8 protein-coding genes and 1 pseudogene are annotated in these 15204 nt (G+C 54.9%); 3 read left to right on the top strand and 6 right to left on the bottom strand.

Annotation, left to right across the window (positions count from 1 at the left end):
- The first annotated feature begins 214 nt into the window (after positions 1 to 214).
- A pseudogene (locus Q1A71_RS19715) lies at positions 215 to 1317 on the top strand (IS3 family transposase).
- Between the two features lie 124 nt (positions 1318 to 1441).
- Here the strand turns inward: Q1A71_RS19715 and Q1A71_RS19710 are convergent.
- From Q1A71_RS19710 to Q1A71_RS19685, 6 genes are all read right to left on the bottom strand, one after another.
- On the bottom strand, positions 1442 to 2368 hold the full coding sequence (locus Q1A71_RS19710) for a hypothetical protein (RefSeq protein WP_299680598.1): 927 nt from the start codon (positions 2366 to 2368) through the stop codon (positions 1442 to 1444).
- 363 nt (positions 2369 to 2731) lie between these two features.
- Positions 2732 to 5863 (bottom strand): adenylate/guanylate cyclase domain-containing protein, encoded by a 3132-nt coding sequence (locus tag Q1A71_RS19705; protein ID WP_299680595.1) that lies wholly within the window; start codon positions 5861 to 5863, stop codon positions 2732 to 2734.
- A 227-nt stretch (positions 5864 to 6090) separates the two neighbouring features.
- Positions 6091 to 8844 carry a UvrD-helicase domain-containing protein gene (locus Q1A71_RS19700; RefSeq protein ID WP_299680592.1) on the bottom strand — a complete coding sequence of 918 codons (2754 nt, stop codon included), beginning with the start codon at positions 8842 to 8844 and terminating at the stop codon, positions 6091 to 6093.
- A gap of 472 nt (positions 8845 to 9316) precedes the next feature.
- Positions 9317 to 9493, bottom strand: a complete 177-nt coding sequence (locus Q1A71_RS19695; protein ID WP_299680589.1) for a hypothetical protein — start codon at positions 9491 to 9493, stop codon at positions 9317 to 9319.
- A 120-nt stretch (positions 9494 to 9613) separates the two neighbouring features.
- Positions 9614 to 10975 carry a YfjI family protein gene (locus Q1A71_RS19690; RefSeq protein ID WP_299680586.1) on the bottom strand — a complete coding sequence of 454 codons (1362 nt, stop codon included), beginning with the start codon at positions 10973 to 10975 and terminating at the stop codon, positions 9614 to 9616.
- Positions 10976 to 11452: 477 nt separating this feature from the next.
- Positions 11453 to 12769 (bottom strand): tyrosine-type recombinase/integrase, encoded by a 1317-nt coding sequence (locus Q1A71_RS19685; RefSeq protein WP_299680583.1) that lies wholly within the window; start codon positions 12767 to 12769, stop codon positions 11453 to 11455.
- A 274-nt stretch (positions 12770 to 13043) separates the two neighbouring features.
- On the opposite strand from Q1A71_RS19685, the gene Q1A71_RS19680 reads away from it, so the two are divergent.
- Positions 13044 to 13505: a hypothetical protein gene (locus Q1A71_RS19680; RefSeq protein ID WP_299680580.1), complete on the top strand. Its 462-nt coding sequence runs from the start codon at positions 13044 to 13046 to the stop codon at positions 13503 to 13505.
- A complete protein-coding gene (locus Q1A71_RS19675) occupies positions 13502 to 14824 on the top strand; it encodes a relaxase (RefSeq protein WP_299680577.1) in 1323 nt (440 codons plus the stop codon). The genes Q1A71_RS19680 and Q1A71_RS19675 overlap by 4 nt, the downstream gene beginning before the upstream one ends.
- The last annotated feature ends 380 nt before the right edge of the window (positions 14825 to 15204 follow it).

Here is a 15204-nt window from a genome sequence, read left to right as displayed (position 1 = left end):
TGAAACCATCGTCCAGATGGACCAAAGGCCGGTCATGCACTAACAATCAAATTGGACCACTCAAGTGCGGCTGATCAGCGCCAATCGACCTGCTCCCCTGAAAGTCCGCATTTATAGGTTAGCCTGTTCTCCAACTGATGTGCTACCCAACGCGCCCTCGATCCTGGTTAGAGTTTTCGCTAGATTTCCCTGGCTGGGAGAGGAGCGGAAACGCATGAAGGCATCGAAGTTCACGGACGCGCAGAAGGCGTTCATCATCAAGTAGGCGGAGGACGGGACGCCCGTCGCGGAGGTCTGCCGGAAGGCCGGCATCAGCTCGCCGGCGTTCTTCAATTGGAAGAAGAAGTATGCGGGGCTCATGCCGTCGGAGATGAAGCGGTTGAGGGCGCTTGAGCAGGAGAATGCTCGGCTGAAGAAGATCGTCGCGGACCTGTCCCTCGACAAGGAGATGTTGCAGGACGTCATTAAACGAAAGCTCTGAGGCCTGCCCGGAAAAGGACGCTGGTCGACGAGATGCGGGCGGATTGGCAGGTGTCGATCTGCCGGGCCTGTGCGGTGATCCGGTTCGATCCCCGGACCTATCGCTACAACTCTCGTCGGCCTGGTCAGGCCGCGTTGGAGCAGCGCATCAGGGAGATTTGCCAGACTCAGATCCGGTTCGGATACCGGCGCGTCCACGTCCTGCTTAGGCGCGAGGGCTGGGAGATCAACACGAAGAAGACCTATCGCATTTACAAGGAGTTGGGCATGCAACTCAGGAACAAAACGCCGAAGCGGCGGGTAAAGGCAAAGCTCAGGGAAGATCGGGCGGAAGCCGTCGGTCCCAACGATGTATGGGCGATGGACTTCGTGCATGACCAGTTGGCAACGGGTCGGAAGATCAGAGTTCTGACCGTCGTCGATACCTTCTCACGCTTCGTGCCGGTGCTCGATCCCCGGTTCAGCTATCGGGGTGAGTATGTGGTCGCTACGCTCGACCGGACGTGCCGCCGTATCGGCTATCCGGCCACGATCCGCGTCGATCAGGGCAGCGAGTTCATCTCGCGCGACATGGACCCCTGGGCCTATCAGCGCGGCGTCACCTTGGACTTCTCACGGCCGGGCAAACCGACGGACAATGCCTTCATTGAGGCGTTCAACGGACGTTTCCGGGCTGAATGCCTGAACAGCCACTGGTTCATGAGCCTTGAAGATGCGGCCGAAAAGTTAGAGGCTTGGCGTAGAGACTACAATGAGGAACGGCCGCACAGCGCCATCGGGCACAAGGTCCCGGCGGAGCTGATGAAATCAGCGCACGACACCAGCCCGTGCACTTGATCGAAGGGCGAAAACTCTGACAACGGCCGAGGGCGCGTTGGGTAGCACATCATATGCAATCCAACGCGCCGCGGCGAATTCGCCACAGCGCGCAGTTTTTGGTCGACTTTTGAGCAAAACGTCTTTATTGTGTTGCGTCCAATCCTGGTGGATTGCCCTTGCAGTATCCGCCAGCACAAAACACGCCACTTCCGCTCATGGATGCCGGCACCACAATATCAAAGTCATCGACCTCGTCTACAAACCAGATGTCTATGCAGGCATCCTCAACGATCAGATAGCTTGGATTGCTAGGCGGAAGCGCAGCACCGTCGATTTCCATCAACACAAGTTCTATCCCAAGACCCCTAGCGAGAAAGCGCTGCTTGTAGTTCCCATTGTTGGGCGGAGGATTTGTGAAAGGAGCTTTTTCAGTAGTTAGGCTGTTGCCGTTGACGTTAAAAACCCAGCGAACGTTAATTGGCACGCCCTCGAAAGTGTTATTCTCGGGGTCGCGACATAGCACAAACTTGGTTGTTCGAATATCAAATTCACCTCGGCCAAGCCCAATGCCCGTTGCGGCATCGTGTGCGTTTTGAACTGCGCGCATGGAACTACTGCCCAGTACTGCTGACCCGAACAATACCTTTCCGAGCGTGTCACATTTTTCCGCGCCAATTACAGTGACATTCAGGATCACAATCGCGGCTGCACTTGACATTCCGCCCAAGAGTATTCCTTGACCAAGCGGGCGCGTCGTTGAATTGCCTAACAGGTTTCGGATCATCGGATCCGACGCTAAAGCATCGAGGTCATCAACTGTTCGGGCCGTCAAGTTATTTAGCGATTCGAGATCTAAGCGTTGATCCACAAGTTGTTTGGAAAGCTCTTCGAGGTCAAAACGCTCCTTATCGCCAGCCTCGGTAATATAGCTATAGTTGACACCGAAGGGATTGGCTTCGCTATACTCTTGCCCTTCTACTTGGGATACAGCCAAAGTTGATATCACCAAACACAGTGGAACTGTAAGACGTATCAAACGATATAATGTAGAAAAAAATCTCTTGTTCATTATTTCCTCCGTTTAAAGCTGGATCTTTGAAATCTTGGCAGAAATCAAAATGTTAGATTAGCCCAGATATTCACGCAGACTCCAAAAATGCTGAGAGACAGCTCGTCGGCGAAAGGCATTATGAATAAAGGTTAACGCATCTTGGCGAAAATTGCACGCTCTTTGCAGTGTCCACGTTTGCTATTCGATTCATTGTACAACTGTCGATGACAGGTAGCTGCCCGATCAAGCAATTCGCCCTATTTTGATGCTCTAACGACGAGACCATTATTTACATCGCGATCAAACGACGTGTTCGATGAAACAAACCCCGTTGCCTCGATCACCAGACCTCACTCCCTAACAAGTTCGGAACCCAAAGGATTATCCCATTGCCGCTCGAACGTCGGCTTCAACTCGGGCAGCAATGCCCATGTGATAACAAGGTCCGCCATCTTTCTGATTGGCTTTCATCTTTTGAATTGTTGTGAGCGCGCGTTCGACATCTCCACTGCGCAAGTATGCGTCTGCCAACAAGGTTTGTGCGTAAGGAACGATCTGTGTCGATCCTGTCGCCAAATACGCATCGATTCCTGCCGCAAGGCCGGAGATGGCAAGCGTCGCCTCTCCGGAAGTTGCTTGAGCCCAACACTGGATAATTGCGCTCCATGCGTCCCAATACTTAAAGTTATGCTCGGTGCTAATTTTGACCGCTTCTTCAACCAACTCAAGTAACGCATCAGTATCTCCTAGAGCCTGGTATGATGTGGCCAGAATGTTGAGAGCGAAGCATCGCGAGAACTCATGATCCTCGGACGTCAGCCGCGCGGTAACGGCCTTTATCGCGCCTCGAACCGTTTCTGGATCATCGTTCCGTAAGGAAAGAGCCCAGCAGCGCATCGCGGCGTCAACTGGACCTATATCGGCCGCATGGTAGCGCAATATGTCAGCAGCTGAACACCGTTCGCGTTGAATGAGAGCTGAGTCAAAATTGGTTATAGCTGCGTCAAAGTCGCCCTGCATAAATGACGCCATCCCGCGATTGTGTAGGGCAATCGTGTTCATGGTCAGATCGTTGTGATCTTGGGTAATTCGATCAAGATCATCGCACATTTTCAGAGCGCTTCCGGTGTCACCCAGCATCAGTTGAGCGCCAAATTGCACATGAAGGGCGAGGAATGCGTCCTCTGGTGCCGCATCTGTCTTGTTTAGCAATTCATGCAGTCGGTTCATGTTTTCTAGGACGGGGCTCGACCCGAATGCGCGTGTGTTTAGCGCCACATTGAACATCTTCCGAAGCGCAATTTCTTCGGTATGGCGAACCTTAGGGTCATCGAGTTGTCCGTTCTGTTCAATAGCATTTTCAAGATGCCGAATAGTTTCTTCGGTAGCTGATCGCCTTGCAGCATGGTTCGCGGCCTCGCACCAGGCGTCACGGGCTTGGGCATGTAATCTCGCGCGAGTATAGTGCTGAGCAAGCAAATCAGGCTGTTGTCGAGCAAGATCCGGATAGAGCTCGACAATCACTTTAGCAATCTGTCGATGCAAATCTCGTGCGCGGCTATTCAACATCAGATCGTAAGCAGCGTCTTGAATCAGAGCATGCCTAAAGGAATAGCTTCGGTCTGGCTGGTTCCCGCGCGGTACGAGTATTCTTACTTCGGAGAGATAATCCAGCTGGGCCCGCGCCTTGTCGAAGGACATGCCCGTTACTGCGTGAACCATCGACGGGTAAATTGTTCGGCCAATTGCGGCACAAACCGGGACAATTTCACGGGCCGTCGCAAGACCATCGATTTTGGCACGCAACAGGTCTTTGAGTGTTGACGGCAGGGAGACGAATTCACCACTGTTGTTGCTCGCTTCAGGCTCTAATTGGCGTCTCCTAACCATGTGAGACATCTCTTCGAGAAAAAGCGGAACACCCTCGGATTTCTTGATGATCTGTGCCTCTACCTCGCGCGCGACCACTTCTCCTGACAGTGCGTTGCGCATCAACTTATGCGCGAAATCATCGTCTAATCGGGAGATAGATAGTGACGTCACGCGAGCAAGTCCAGTCCATGGCTGCTTGTACTCTGGGCGCGAAGTGCCCAATATCATGACCCGGCGATCACCCAGTCGATCGATCAATAGATCAATCAGCTCTTCGGTAGACGGATCAACCCAATGCAGATCCTCAAAAAGCAAAAACAGAGGACGCCGTTTGGATAGTCTCACCACAAGGTCGGTTAGTAGTTGATGTAGTCGCACCTTTAACTGCTCCGGCGACAGGTTCGGGTCCAGATCGGCAGCACTGGCAGGAATTGATAGGAGATAGGAAAACAATCCGAGGGCGTCCTCGTAGTCTGGTCCTGGGAACCAGGTATTGAGAAGGCGCTTGAGTTTGTCCGCTTGTTTTGGCGGCGGGTCAGAACGCCGGATACTTGCCGCCAAATGAACTAGAGAAACTAAAGGAAAGTAGGCATTGCCCCGATGATGAACAGAACACTGGAAGTTCAGCCGCTGCCCACCGTCCTCGTCGATTTTTTCTGCAAGTGCCTCAACCAGCCGAGACTTCCCAATGCCGGGTTCACCGGAAATCAGAACCGTCTGTGTTTGGCCGCGACAAACTGCTTTCCAGCGACTCTTGAGCAGCCGGATCTCGTCTTCCCGGCCGACCATCGGCAGTATCGCACCCTTCTGCCGCGTCCGAAACCGCAATCCTACATTGGTGGCGTCCCGAACACGCCAAATGCTTTCTAGACGTTGAAAACCTTTTAGCTCGTGTCGTCCAAGCCATTCACACGATGCCGCCCCGCCCAATAGCCTTTTTGTTCGATCGCTGATTGCAACCGTTCCTGGTTCAGTTAAGGCCATGATCCGCGCAGCAAGATTTGGCGTACCACCGAAAGCCAGCCCCTGGCGCATCGCTACTTCTTCAACGACCAAGTCCCCAGTAGCGACACCAACTCTTGCTTGCATTGTGTGGTTTGGAACCAATACGTGCTTGTCAATCCCTTCGCAAATATCCAGCCCGGCAAGAATTGCTCGCTCTGCATCATCCTCGGCAGCTGTCGGGTAGCCGAAGTACGCAGTGACCGCGTCGCCAATGAACTGGGCGACATGCCCGTGATGCTTCCGGATCGCCTTCAGTGCGAATATCTGGTAGCAGTGTATCGCATCGCGATAATCCTCGAGATTGAGCTCGTTCGAAAGGGCAGTTGAGCCTACAAGGTCCACAAATACCATTGTCAAGTGCAGTTTCTCTTCAACCCTTGCTACCCCAGCTCTATTGTCCAGCACAGCCGGTAAAGAAACGGTTGTCTCGGCAATGTCAGAAGATTCCACCGGGAACGAAGGGAGGGTTTTTAGCGCTCGCATCATACGTTTGCGATCGCCCAAATCTAGACCTAAGTCGGCGAACTCGGATTCTTCAAGATCTGAAATGATTTCTAGATCGACAGAATTTGCGGCAAACGCGTCGTAGTGTTTTCCCAGCATGTGACGCTCAAGCCATGCTTTAAGGTGGTCCATGTTTCCCCCAAACCCGCAGTTATCCAATGGATAGCATTGCTTTCCAATTTGGGCGGCGGTAAGCGAAGTTTGTCAATATGCTGGCTGGACCATTGATCAGCCCCACTTGAGTGGTCCAATTTTATTGTTAGTGCGCGACTGCCGCGTCAGAGGCCCAAAAAAAGCAGAATTCTCCGCACATGCTTAGTTTAGCCATGTCCAAAGTATAAGTCTTAGCTCTAAACGGATTAAGACGTCTTCTTTCTAGGTCGCTTTTTCCACTCCTTCGGCAGGCTCTGTTTTCCACTACACTTCGGATATTTGGTGCAACTGAGAAACTTGCCCCACTTGCCGTTTCGCTTAACAAGCCAGCCGTCTGAACACTGTGGGCAGGCGGAGAACTTCTCACCACAGCTACATACTAAGTATCCCGGCTGTGCTTTGTCTACGACCGGTAAATCCGTTCTACATTCCGGACAGGGACTGCGTGTCTCACCACACAGGTAGCGGTGTTCACACCTAAAGTAGCGACGGCCCTTCTTGGAGGTTTGAGCCAGCATTCGACCACCGCAGGCACCGCAGCGATGCTCTGCAATCCCAGCTTCGCCGAGCTCAGTGGCCCCATACTCCGGCTTCTCTGCCAATTCTCGAGCGAAGACAGATGGTTTCTCACGATCGGCGAGAACAATCACTGACTTTCGCGCGCGGGTGAGCGCAACATAGAAAAGTCTGCGTTCTTCCGCATGGTCAAACTTTTCGGGCGCTGGCAAAACAAGATCGAGCAGCGGATCATCTACGATCTCCGACGGAAATCCCATACGGTGGGTGACGGCGCCCAAGATGATGACATGGTCCGCCTCTAACCCCTTAGATGCATGCACTGTCATGAATCGAATGCTGAGGTTCGGCGAACTTGAAGTCAAAGACCTAAGATTGTCTGGTTTCAAGAAACGGCAGCGCCCAAGCAAAAGAACACTTGTCGTCTTGTCGCCCTGCGCGGCGCCAATACCGTCTAAAGCGGACCGCAATGCGTGCTCTTCGCCGCCGCGAGCGTAGTAGGCAATTCTGATTGCGGTCTCCTCGGTCTTGCCGAAAGGTATGACCTGCTTTTTGATTTGCGATGGGTTCTGCAGCACAAAACTGCGCGCCGGCAGAGCAATCTTGTCGACGCTCCTAAACGTGCGGCCGAGATCCACGGTGCTGTGGATGCCGTCCTGCCCATTGAACGTTCCGCCAAACTCGCGTCCGAAGTCTCGCATCAAATGAATGTCGGCACCAGTAAAGCGGTAGATGGATTGCCAGTCGTCACCGACAGCGAAGATGCGGGCGTCCGCGTGCTGCTCCTTTAGGGCCAAAAGCAACTTCGCCCTCCCTTCAGAGATGTCTTGGAATTCATCCACTATCAAGTGACGGTAGGGACTGTGATAGCGACCGGACTTCACATGCTCGGTGGCGCGAACGATCATGTCTTCAAAATCAATGCGATCTCCAAGGCGCCGCTGGTAGGCTCCCAAAAGCGGGGCGAAAATCATCATGAAGGCGTTTGCACGCGGTGCATCCTGGGATTTCTGCGCACGGGCACGACATTGCTCGACAGAACCACCAGAACTCTTGAAATGCCGCAGGAACGTCCCGAGCGTCTGGGTAAAGCCATCCACCTGCCCTAGCTCGGACAGCCTATCAAAGACTTGATCCTGAGGAATTGGATCGGCTGCGACATAGGGAGCGATCTTCTCTGCCAAAGCGTCAGTGAGATTGCCTTCGACACGCTCATAACTGTAGGTCTCGATGAGAATCGTGCCGTTCTCTTCGTGAACTTTCCGCTTCCATTCCATGCCAGCGAGATACGCATCTCGGTCTACGTGGGGTGCTGTTGTGAGCCGGTAAGATCCGTCAGAGGATTGTGATCTTCGAGCCCCAAAGTGCTCGATGAAAACACCGCTGTCTATCAGCCGGAAATCTGGGGTGTAGTCCTGCAGGTCATTGTGCGGCCGGTCATGTTCATAGTCGGGCTCGTAGATGGAGGCGATGCCATTGAGGTAAAGCCAGTTGGCGATTTCCCATTCTTCAAAGCTCTTGACGAGATCACCCTGAAGGGTCCGGAGCTCATGGCCCTCGACGTACTGGTAGTATTCGTCCTTCGTCTTGAAATCCCACTCGCTTTTGTAAGGCCAGTAGAACTCTGAGAACCACTTGAGCAGCACCGATCCAAGTCCTGGCATTGAGGCCACGTCCTCGAATAGAATATCGCGCAACAATGCGCTAAACAGCTTGTCTTCACTGGCATGTGGCGCCAAAGCAGGGGAGCCACTTTCAACTTCGCGAATGATCCTGTTGCCAAGAGCATGAAAGGTCAGCGCGTCGACGACAGCCCCTGACCGCTCTTCAATTCGACTGGCCATCTCGGCCGCGGCCTCTTTGCCGAATGCCGTAAGAAGGATCTCGTCCGGTTTCCGGATCCCGCGATTGATCAGGTAGGATGCCTTGGCGACGATAACGCTGGTCTTCCCGGAGCCGGCGCCTGCGAGGACCAATGTCGCGTCCTCGTCTGTTACGACCGCCAAGCGCTGCTCCGGCGTCAGCGGGTTGGATTCGATTACATCCGTGAACTCCTTGGTCTCAACCAGCTCAGCATCAACGAAGGCTTTGACCGCCGCATCCCGCATCTCCTCAGGGGCCTGTTGAAACCGAATAACTGCGTCTAGTACCTTGCGCTGTTGGTCTGGCAAAACGCCGTCCGGAATACTCTCCGGAAGCATGTCTAGAACTTGGACCGCTCCTATCAAGAAAGGTTGCAGCAGGCAAGCGGACGGATACCGCCTTGGCTGCTCGAGCCATCCCACAACCTCTGCCAAGGCGCGAAGCTCTGCGTCCGCTTTGTCCACCTGTTTGGCGAAGTGGCTCCGCCAGGCGGCGTTCAACGATGTCACAAAAGCTTCTGCGTGGGCGCGCCGCACGCCCGCAAGTGCCACGTCGCTCTCACCCTGAAGCGGAAAGATCACTGTTGAGAGTCCGAATGTCTTGGTTGTGGTGCGGGTCGCGTCAACTGGCTAAGGCCTACCTCTCGCCGAACCCCTGCTATCAGGCACAGACCAGCCTCTGATACCTCTGCCGTGTGATGGCGATGTCCCAACAAGGTGAGGATGAAACCAGTGAGCCGGCTTCTTTGTATCTGGACCTTCCCACTGGAACTCATCTCAGGATTTCCCTGCTTCACCTATCAAGTTTTGTCCATGAACAAGCCTAACCGATCACCTGCGTCTGACGAACCCTCAATGCTCGACAAACGTGTACCAAATCGAAGACCGAGGTCCGGTTTGATCGAGATAGGAAATGCGATCTATACGACCGATCCGTCACTTCACAACAACAACCACAACCCAAACCTTAAGTGTTGCTGAGAGCAAAAGTTCTCTGCGTAACATGGCGTGAATTACCCTCATGTTGGAAAGCCGGGAAAGAACCTAACGCCTCTCAGAAGGAGCGATAGGCGGCCATGACCTGGATGAAGGCTTCGCGTTCGGCCTCTTCGCGGGACATGCCGGCATCGAACTGGAGCATTGCGGCGCGTTCCTCGAAAGCGTCGTTCGCGATGGGATCCAGGGCCATGAACTTTGCGACCAGCGACTTCTGCGACAGATGGAAATTCATTTTTTTTGAAATGAGTTAGCTGTCGCAGGCAGTGATGTCACCGCGGGGTTTGTCGCAAGCTCCTGGCTCTGCAGTGAGGATAGGCACGACGCTTCCGCATCAGGGTTGAAGGAGAAGAGCTTATACATCGGACAAAACCCTCCAGGTTGTGGCGGCCTTCTTGCCGCTCACTGGCGTTGAAGGGATGCGCACAATCCAGTGATGCCGCTCGAGGATGCCGAGCAGCTTTTCCACCGTCTTCGTGTCTCGGATCGAGGTAGGGCCAAAGCGGACGATCGTGCGCTTGTCGAAAGCTTCACGCGGCATCTTGTCCAGTAACCAGACCCGCAAGCGCTCTGCCATGTGCAAAGACGGATCGACATGGCCGACATCAAGCGCGCGCTGTGCCTCCGTCAGGTACCAGGCCATGAGCCGGATGGCGTCCCACATCACTGTCGCGGTCACAACTCGTGTCGTGGGATCTGCCAAGACCGAGAACACGCCGGCGATGCGCGCTGCCTGCTCGGCTGTCTTGGAGGCAAAGCCGGCGATATGGGCCAGATCGCCGTCTTTGCCCTGTTGGCGCTCGACCTCATTTGCGAAGGTGACAAGCCGCGACCGCGCGTCTGGCGAGAGCTCCAAGGTCGGTGGGGACAACTCACGCGGATTGCCGTTGGTGCAGTGCGGCTGTGACAGCAGGCCCGTGATCCTGGTATGGAAGTCAGCCAGCGTCTGCTTCGCGGCGGTGCGCTTTTGCAGCTCGTCTGCTCCCTCCGAGATCAACCGCTGTCCAATCCGGCTTTGCGGTTGGGAGATCAGGCAGCGCGACAACAAGCCCTGATCCCGAAAGGTCTCATTGGAAAAGACGCTCTCCGCCACCCCGGTCTGCACCATCAGATGAAGACATCCGCGGCGATGCCGGAAGGTGGTCAGCGTGTCACCCGCGCGTGTCCGGTTCAGAGGTGCCCCATCCCAGACCTTCGACAAGCCCGCGGACGTCTTGAGCTGGTTGTCCTTACTCATGGCGTGCCCGCCGAAGATCTGCCCGCCCTCATCGGAAAAGATGCCCACCGACGGGTCACCGTCTTCAAAATGATGCAGTAAGCCCTCATAGGTCACATCCGACAGAACCTTGCGCGGGACGATCGGAGCTATCGGTGCTTGCGGGGCATTGGTTTCGATCACGTCACCGTCACTGCCGCTGCAGACCCTAACCTGCTTGCGGTGCAAGCTCTCGAAGACTTCGAGCTCGAACTCGTAGCTTTTGCGGCTGTGAAGATAGGCGGCGAACTGATCTTCCTCCCAAGTCTGCACCGGCTCCATGGCCAGCTTGTCGCAGGACGACTTGCGTTCGCCAGAAGGCGCGACAGTGAGGAAGAAGAGGCTAAGCGGGGCCTTTCCGGCCAGCGTTTCCACATCCGCGAGCGGTTGCGTCGCGAGAGATGAGACAGCGAGCAGAGACTGGAAGCCGATCTCGATAGGGGCCAGTGTCAGATCCGCCAAGGCCCGCGTCGGTGCGCGAAGCGGTCCGAGATGCGCGAGAGGCAGTGGAACTCCATCCGGGCGCGGGCGGAACAAGGGCTCCGGCGCGGTGAATGTATAATCTGTGAGACAGTCTTTGGCCAATGTGTTTGAAACCTCCGTTTCAGAAACAGCTCTCCCATGACCTGAATGGTGACATTCAAGCTTCGGCGCCATTTGATCCGGCGCCGTGAAGAGAGCCTGCGCGTGCCGTTTCGGTTCAAGCTTGATCCGAGCTGCGGCGCGTGCCTACGTGATTTGTGTCTGCTCGAGGCTGAAAGCCTCTGACCGGACAGAACCAATTGAGGTTGAAGAACTGGTTATCTCCGCGCGCTGTTCCTAGAGGAAACGCAACACCTTTTTGGTACGTAACCGCTTGAAAGATATGGAGGTGGCTCTCAGGTTTGGCGAGGCTCAGAGCCAAAAAGATTAATTTTGTTAACCGTCAGAGAGTTGAGGTTAGAGCGCGATCTCAGCCAAGGCCTGATGCCTCAAAGCCAACCCGCCGCCTGACCCGTAGACAGGCCGCTTGTACTTGTGGCCGAGGATGTCTGCCCGCACTCGATCGTCGATCCCGGCGGTGAGCAGTGCGTCTTCGACGTAGTGCCGCAGGCTGTAGGCGGTGTGCGCAGGCGTTTCTTTCAAACCGTTGGTCTCCAGATATTTATTGACCAGGTTCGACCACGACGTCGCCTTGTGCCAGTACCTCTGGATCCCATCACGCGCCACAATCCGCTGCGCAGCCGTAAGCGAAACACCCAGCAATGGGATCTCGCGGGCCGTGTGACGCTGCTTCAGTTCGCGCCCGTGCGGGGCCACGCGCAAGAAGGGAATGGGGTCTTCTAAGCAAAAGTCTTCCAGCGGGCAGGAGAGCACTTCTGAGGGCCGCAGCCCTGTGTTGATCAGCATGACAAATGCATCTCGGGCCTCGGCGTTGAGACCATCCAGCGCACCGGGGGCCAGCAGACGCGTCTCAACCCATTGGCGCGAGAACGGCGGCCGCGTGACCTCCGGATCTATGGCTCTATCAAACCGGAGCTTGGCAAAGGAGTTCTCAAGGTCCGTATGGCCCTTAAGCTCGCACCAGTGCCGAACGATCTGCGACAGGTGCCCAAAGTCCTTGTTCGCCGTCTCTGCGCGAGTCTCTCCCGCCTCGATCCGCGCCGCCCACCAGGCCCGGAACGCCAGCGCATCCTCTCGCGTGATCCGATCAATTCCGACCTTCGCGCGCCGGGGCACAGCCTTTTCGAAGTTGGACACCGCACGCTCTCTCGGCAGACGCCACAGGTGCCGCTGGCGGTCGGACTTCCGCAAGTGCTTCGTCTTGGTGAGTTCAACGAACTCCTGCAGCACCGTCCGCAGGGGCGGCAATGCCACCTGCACGCCGCCCAGGATCGCCTCGGCCACCTCGGGCGGTGTCGGCTGCGCCTCGGTACCCGCCGCAGCCATCAGCCGGGGCAGGTTTTCTTCAAAGGTGCGCCGCAGCAGGTTATCACTGGGCACGTAGTCAAACCCGCGGCTCTCGGCCGTCCGCCTTGCCGCGGCGAACTTCTCATGCGCCAACGCCTCTTCGCCCATCTCAAGCAGGTGCCACTCCGACCGTTTCAACTCCTCGAGCTCAAAGGCCTTGCGTTTTGCCACGCTCAGATCAGCCGTTCGCAACGCCTGCCGCACCTGCCGCACCGGTTGCCCAGCACGCCCCAGAACCTTCCCAAAGAGATGTTTGGGCACGTTCATCACGAAGTAGTACCGCCCCCGATCCAACGTCAGACCCATGCCAAACCCTCCATCGCTAAACCCGCCACTATGCGGGAATTCATGCGGGATTTTATGAGGGAAACGCCCCTTCCAGCGCGTGAACGTACCGTACGGTAATTGAAATCATTGGGAATTTCGAAAACAACATGGCTCATAAAGCCAGTCTAGTGGCGGACACTGGGGGAGATATTTCGAACCCCTCTGATACGCTCTTTGAAACTCTAGCAGAATGGGAAGAGCAACTCAAACATATTGATATTAATGAATTTTCTGAAGGTCCGGAGGTGGGACCATGAGGGAAATCAAAGATATTGCTGCGGAAGGAATTCTGAGCCTCACGGCGGATTTGCGTGTAGCAACGCAACAAGCTGCGTCGCAACAGAAGACAGGTCCTGCGCCGTTCTCCGTACGTTTTACGTTTGAAGAACGCGCTTTGCTGGAGAAGGCAGCGGCAGGCATGCCACTTGGAGCTTACATTCGGCAAAAGCTTTTCGATGGTGAGCTCACGCCGCGCCGTGTTCGTGGACATAAGCCAGTCAAAGATCACGCTGAGTTGGCGCGCGTGCTGGGCGCATTGGGACAATCTCGTTTGTCGAGCAACCTGAACCAGATTGCCAAAGCTGCACATCTTGGTGCGTTGCCTGTCAACCCTGAGCTTGAAAAGGAACTAATCGAAGCCTGCAATGCAATCCGTTCAATGCGGTCCGACTTGATGCACGCTTTGGGCTTTCCTGGCACTGGAGGTGAGCCGTGATCTTGAAAGGTTCTCAACGCGGTGGGGCAATGCAGCTGGCACGTCATCTGATGAACGCAGAAGAGAACGAGCACGTTGAAGTTTACGAGCTTCGCGGGTTTGCCTCTGAGGCGTCGTTATCAAACGCCCTGCAAGAAGTCGTGGCAATTTCCAAAGGCACCCAATGCCAGCAAATGCTTTTCTCTTTAAGCGTCAATCCACCTGTCGGTGAAGCTGTCTCCATAGCTGAGTTTAAAGTGGCGATTGAGCGCGCGGAGGCAACACTCGGTCTGTCTGATCAACCCCGCGCCATCGTCTTTCATGAGAAAGAGGGGCGACGTCATGCGCATGTCGTATGGTCGCGGATCGATACAGATGAGATAAAAGCTATCAATCTGCCGCACTTCAAACTGAAGCTCAAAGACCTCTCCAAAGATCTGTATCTAGAACATAGTTGGACTCTGCCGGATGGCTTCAAAGATAAGTCTCTCCGCGATCCGATGACCTTCAGTCGGGAAGAATGGCAACAAGCCAAGCGGGCAAAACAAGATCCGAAGCAACTCAAGGCGATGTTCAAAGAATGCTGGGAAGCGTCTGATAACCGCACGTCGTTTCGCAGCGCTCTAGAAGAAAAGGGCTTTTTTCTCTCGAGGGGAGATCGACGCGGTTTTGTCGCCGTTGATTATCGCGGCGAGGTCTATGCCATCGCCCGCTGGTCGGGACAGAAGGTCAAGGATGTCAAAACCAAGCTGGGTGATCCTTCTTCCCTTCCATCTGTCGAAGAGACTAAAGCTCAAATCGCTGAACGCATGACAGGGCTGATCAAGCGCTACATCCGGGACGCTGAAACAGCGCTTGAAACCAAAGAAGTGGCCTTCGACCTCAAGCAAGCGCAGATCAAAGAACGTCACTGTGCTGCACGCCAAAAGCTGATTGAGAAGCAAGCTGAACGCTGGGCGGATGAGACCGTAGCCCGCGCAAGCCGTTTCCGAACTGGGATTGCCGGGGTGTGGGATTGGCTCACGGGCAAATCCAAGGCGATAGCCAAGCAAAATGAGGAAGAAGCCTATCAGGCAATAAAACGTGATGACGAAGAGCGCGAAGAACAGCGGCAAGCCCAGCTTGAAGAAAGACGAGAGCTTCACGCCGAACTCTTAGAACTAAAGGCCAAACACTCCGATGAAGTTGCCGCTCTGAACGCAGATGTGGCCAGCTATCTCGACCTTGGCGGTGACCATGACCAACAGCACGTTGTTGATCATCATCATGATAAGAATCTCAATCGCACCAACCGTCATCAAGATCATCAGCCAGACCGTGGCGATGTATATGAGTTATAAGCCTGTTCCCCGGAGCCGCTTTCGCTGATGCCGATCAGGAGCGCATGAGGTTCTGCGTCAAGGGTGCGCAGCACCTGTAAGGTTCCCTTGATGCTGGTTCTCATGTGTTCCAGGCAGACAAGAGCGAAGTTGGCCTGCGGGAATAGGTGCAAAATGCTTGTTCCCTGGTGAGCTTGAAGTGGATTTCTTGTTATATCACTAATGAAAAGGGCCACGCGATTAAGCGTGGCCAACTAATACTACGCCATTGGTCTAGTCGTCCTTGTTGTCACGGTCACGAACAACAGATGCGACAACGATACCAAAAGCAGTCAGAGCTGCTAGCGCGTTAAAGAACGCAGTAATGGCGTCTAAGTATTCACATGACAGAATTAATCTCC

This window comes from uncultured Roseobacter sp., assembly GCF_947493125.1.
GTDB lineage: Bacteria > Pseudomonadota > Alphaproteobacteria > Rhodobacterales > Rhodobacteraceae > Roseobacter.
Note: the sequence above shows the minus strand (reverse complement) of the source record. Positions and strands in the feature narration are given on the sequence as shown.

Coding starts and splice junctions, on each gene's coding strand:
- Q1A71_RS19695 (WP_299680589.1), bottom strand. CDS start 9,493: ATGAATTTCCATCTGTCGCAGAAGTCGCTGGTCGCAAAGTTCATGGCC.
- Q1A71_RS19710 (WP_299680598.1), bottom strand. CDS start 2,368: ATGAACAAGAGATTTTTTTCTACATTATATCGTTTGATACGTCTTACA.
- Q1A71_RS19705 (WP_299680595.1), bottom strand. CDS start 5,863: ATGGACCACCTTAAAGCATGGCTTGAGCGTCACATGCTGGGAAAACAC.
- Q1A71_RS19680 (WP_299680580.1), top strand. CDS start 13,044: ATGAGGGAAATCAAAGATATTGCTGCGGAAGGAATTCTGAGCCTCACG.
- Q1A71_RS19685 (WP_299680583.1), bottom strand. CDS start 12,769: ATGGGTCTGACGTTGGATCGGGGGCGGTACTACTTCGTGATGAACGTG.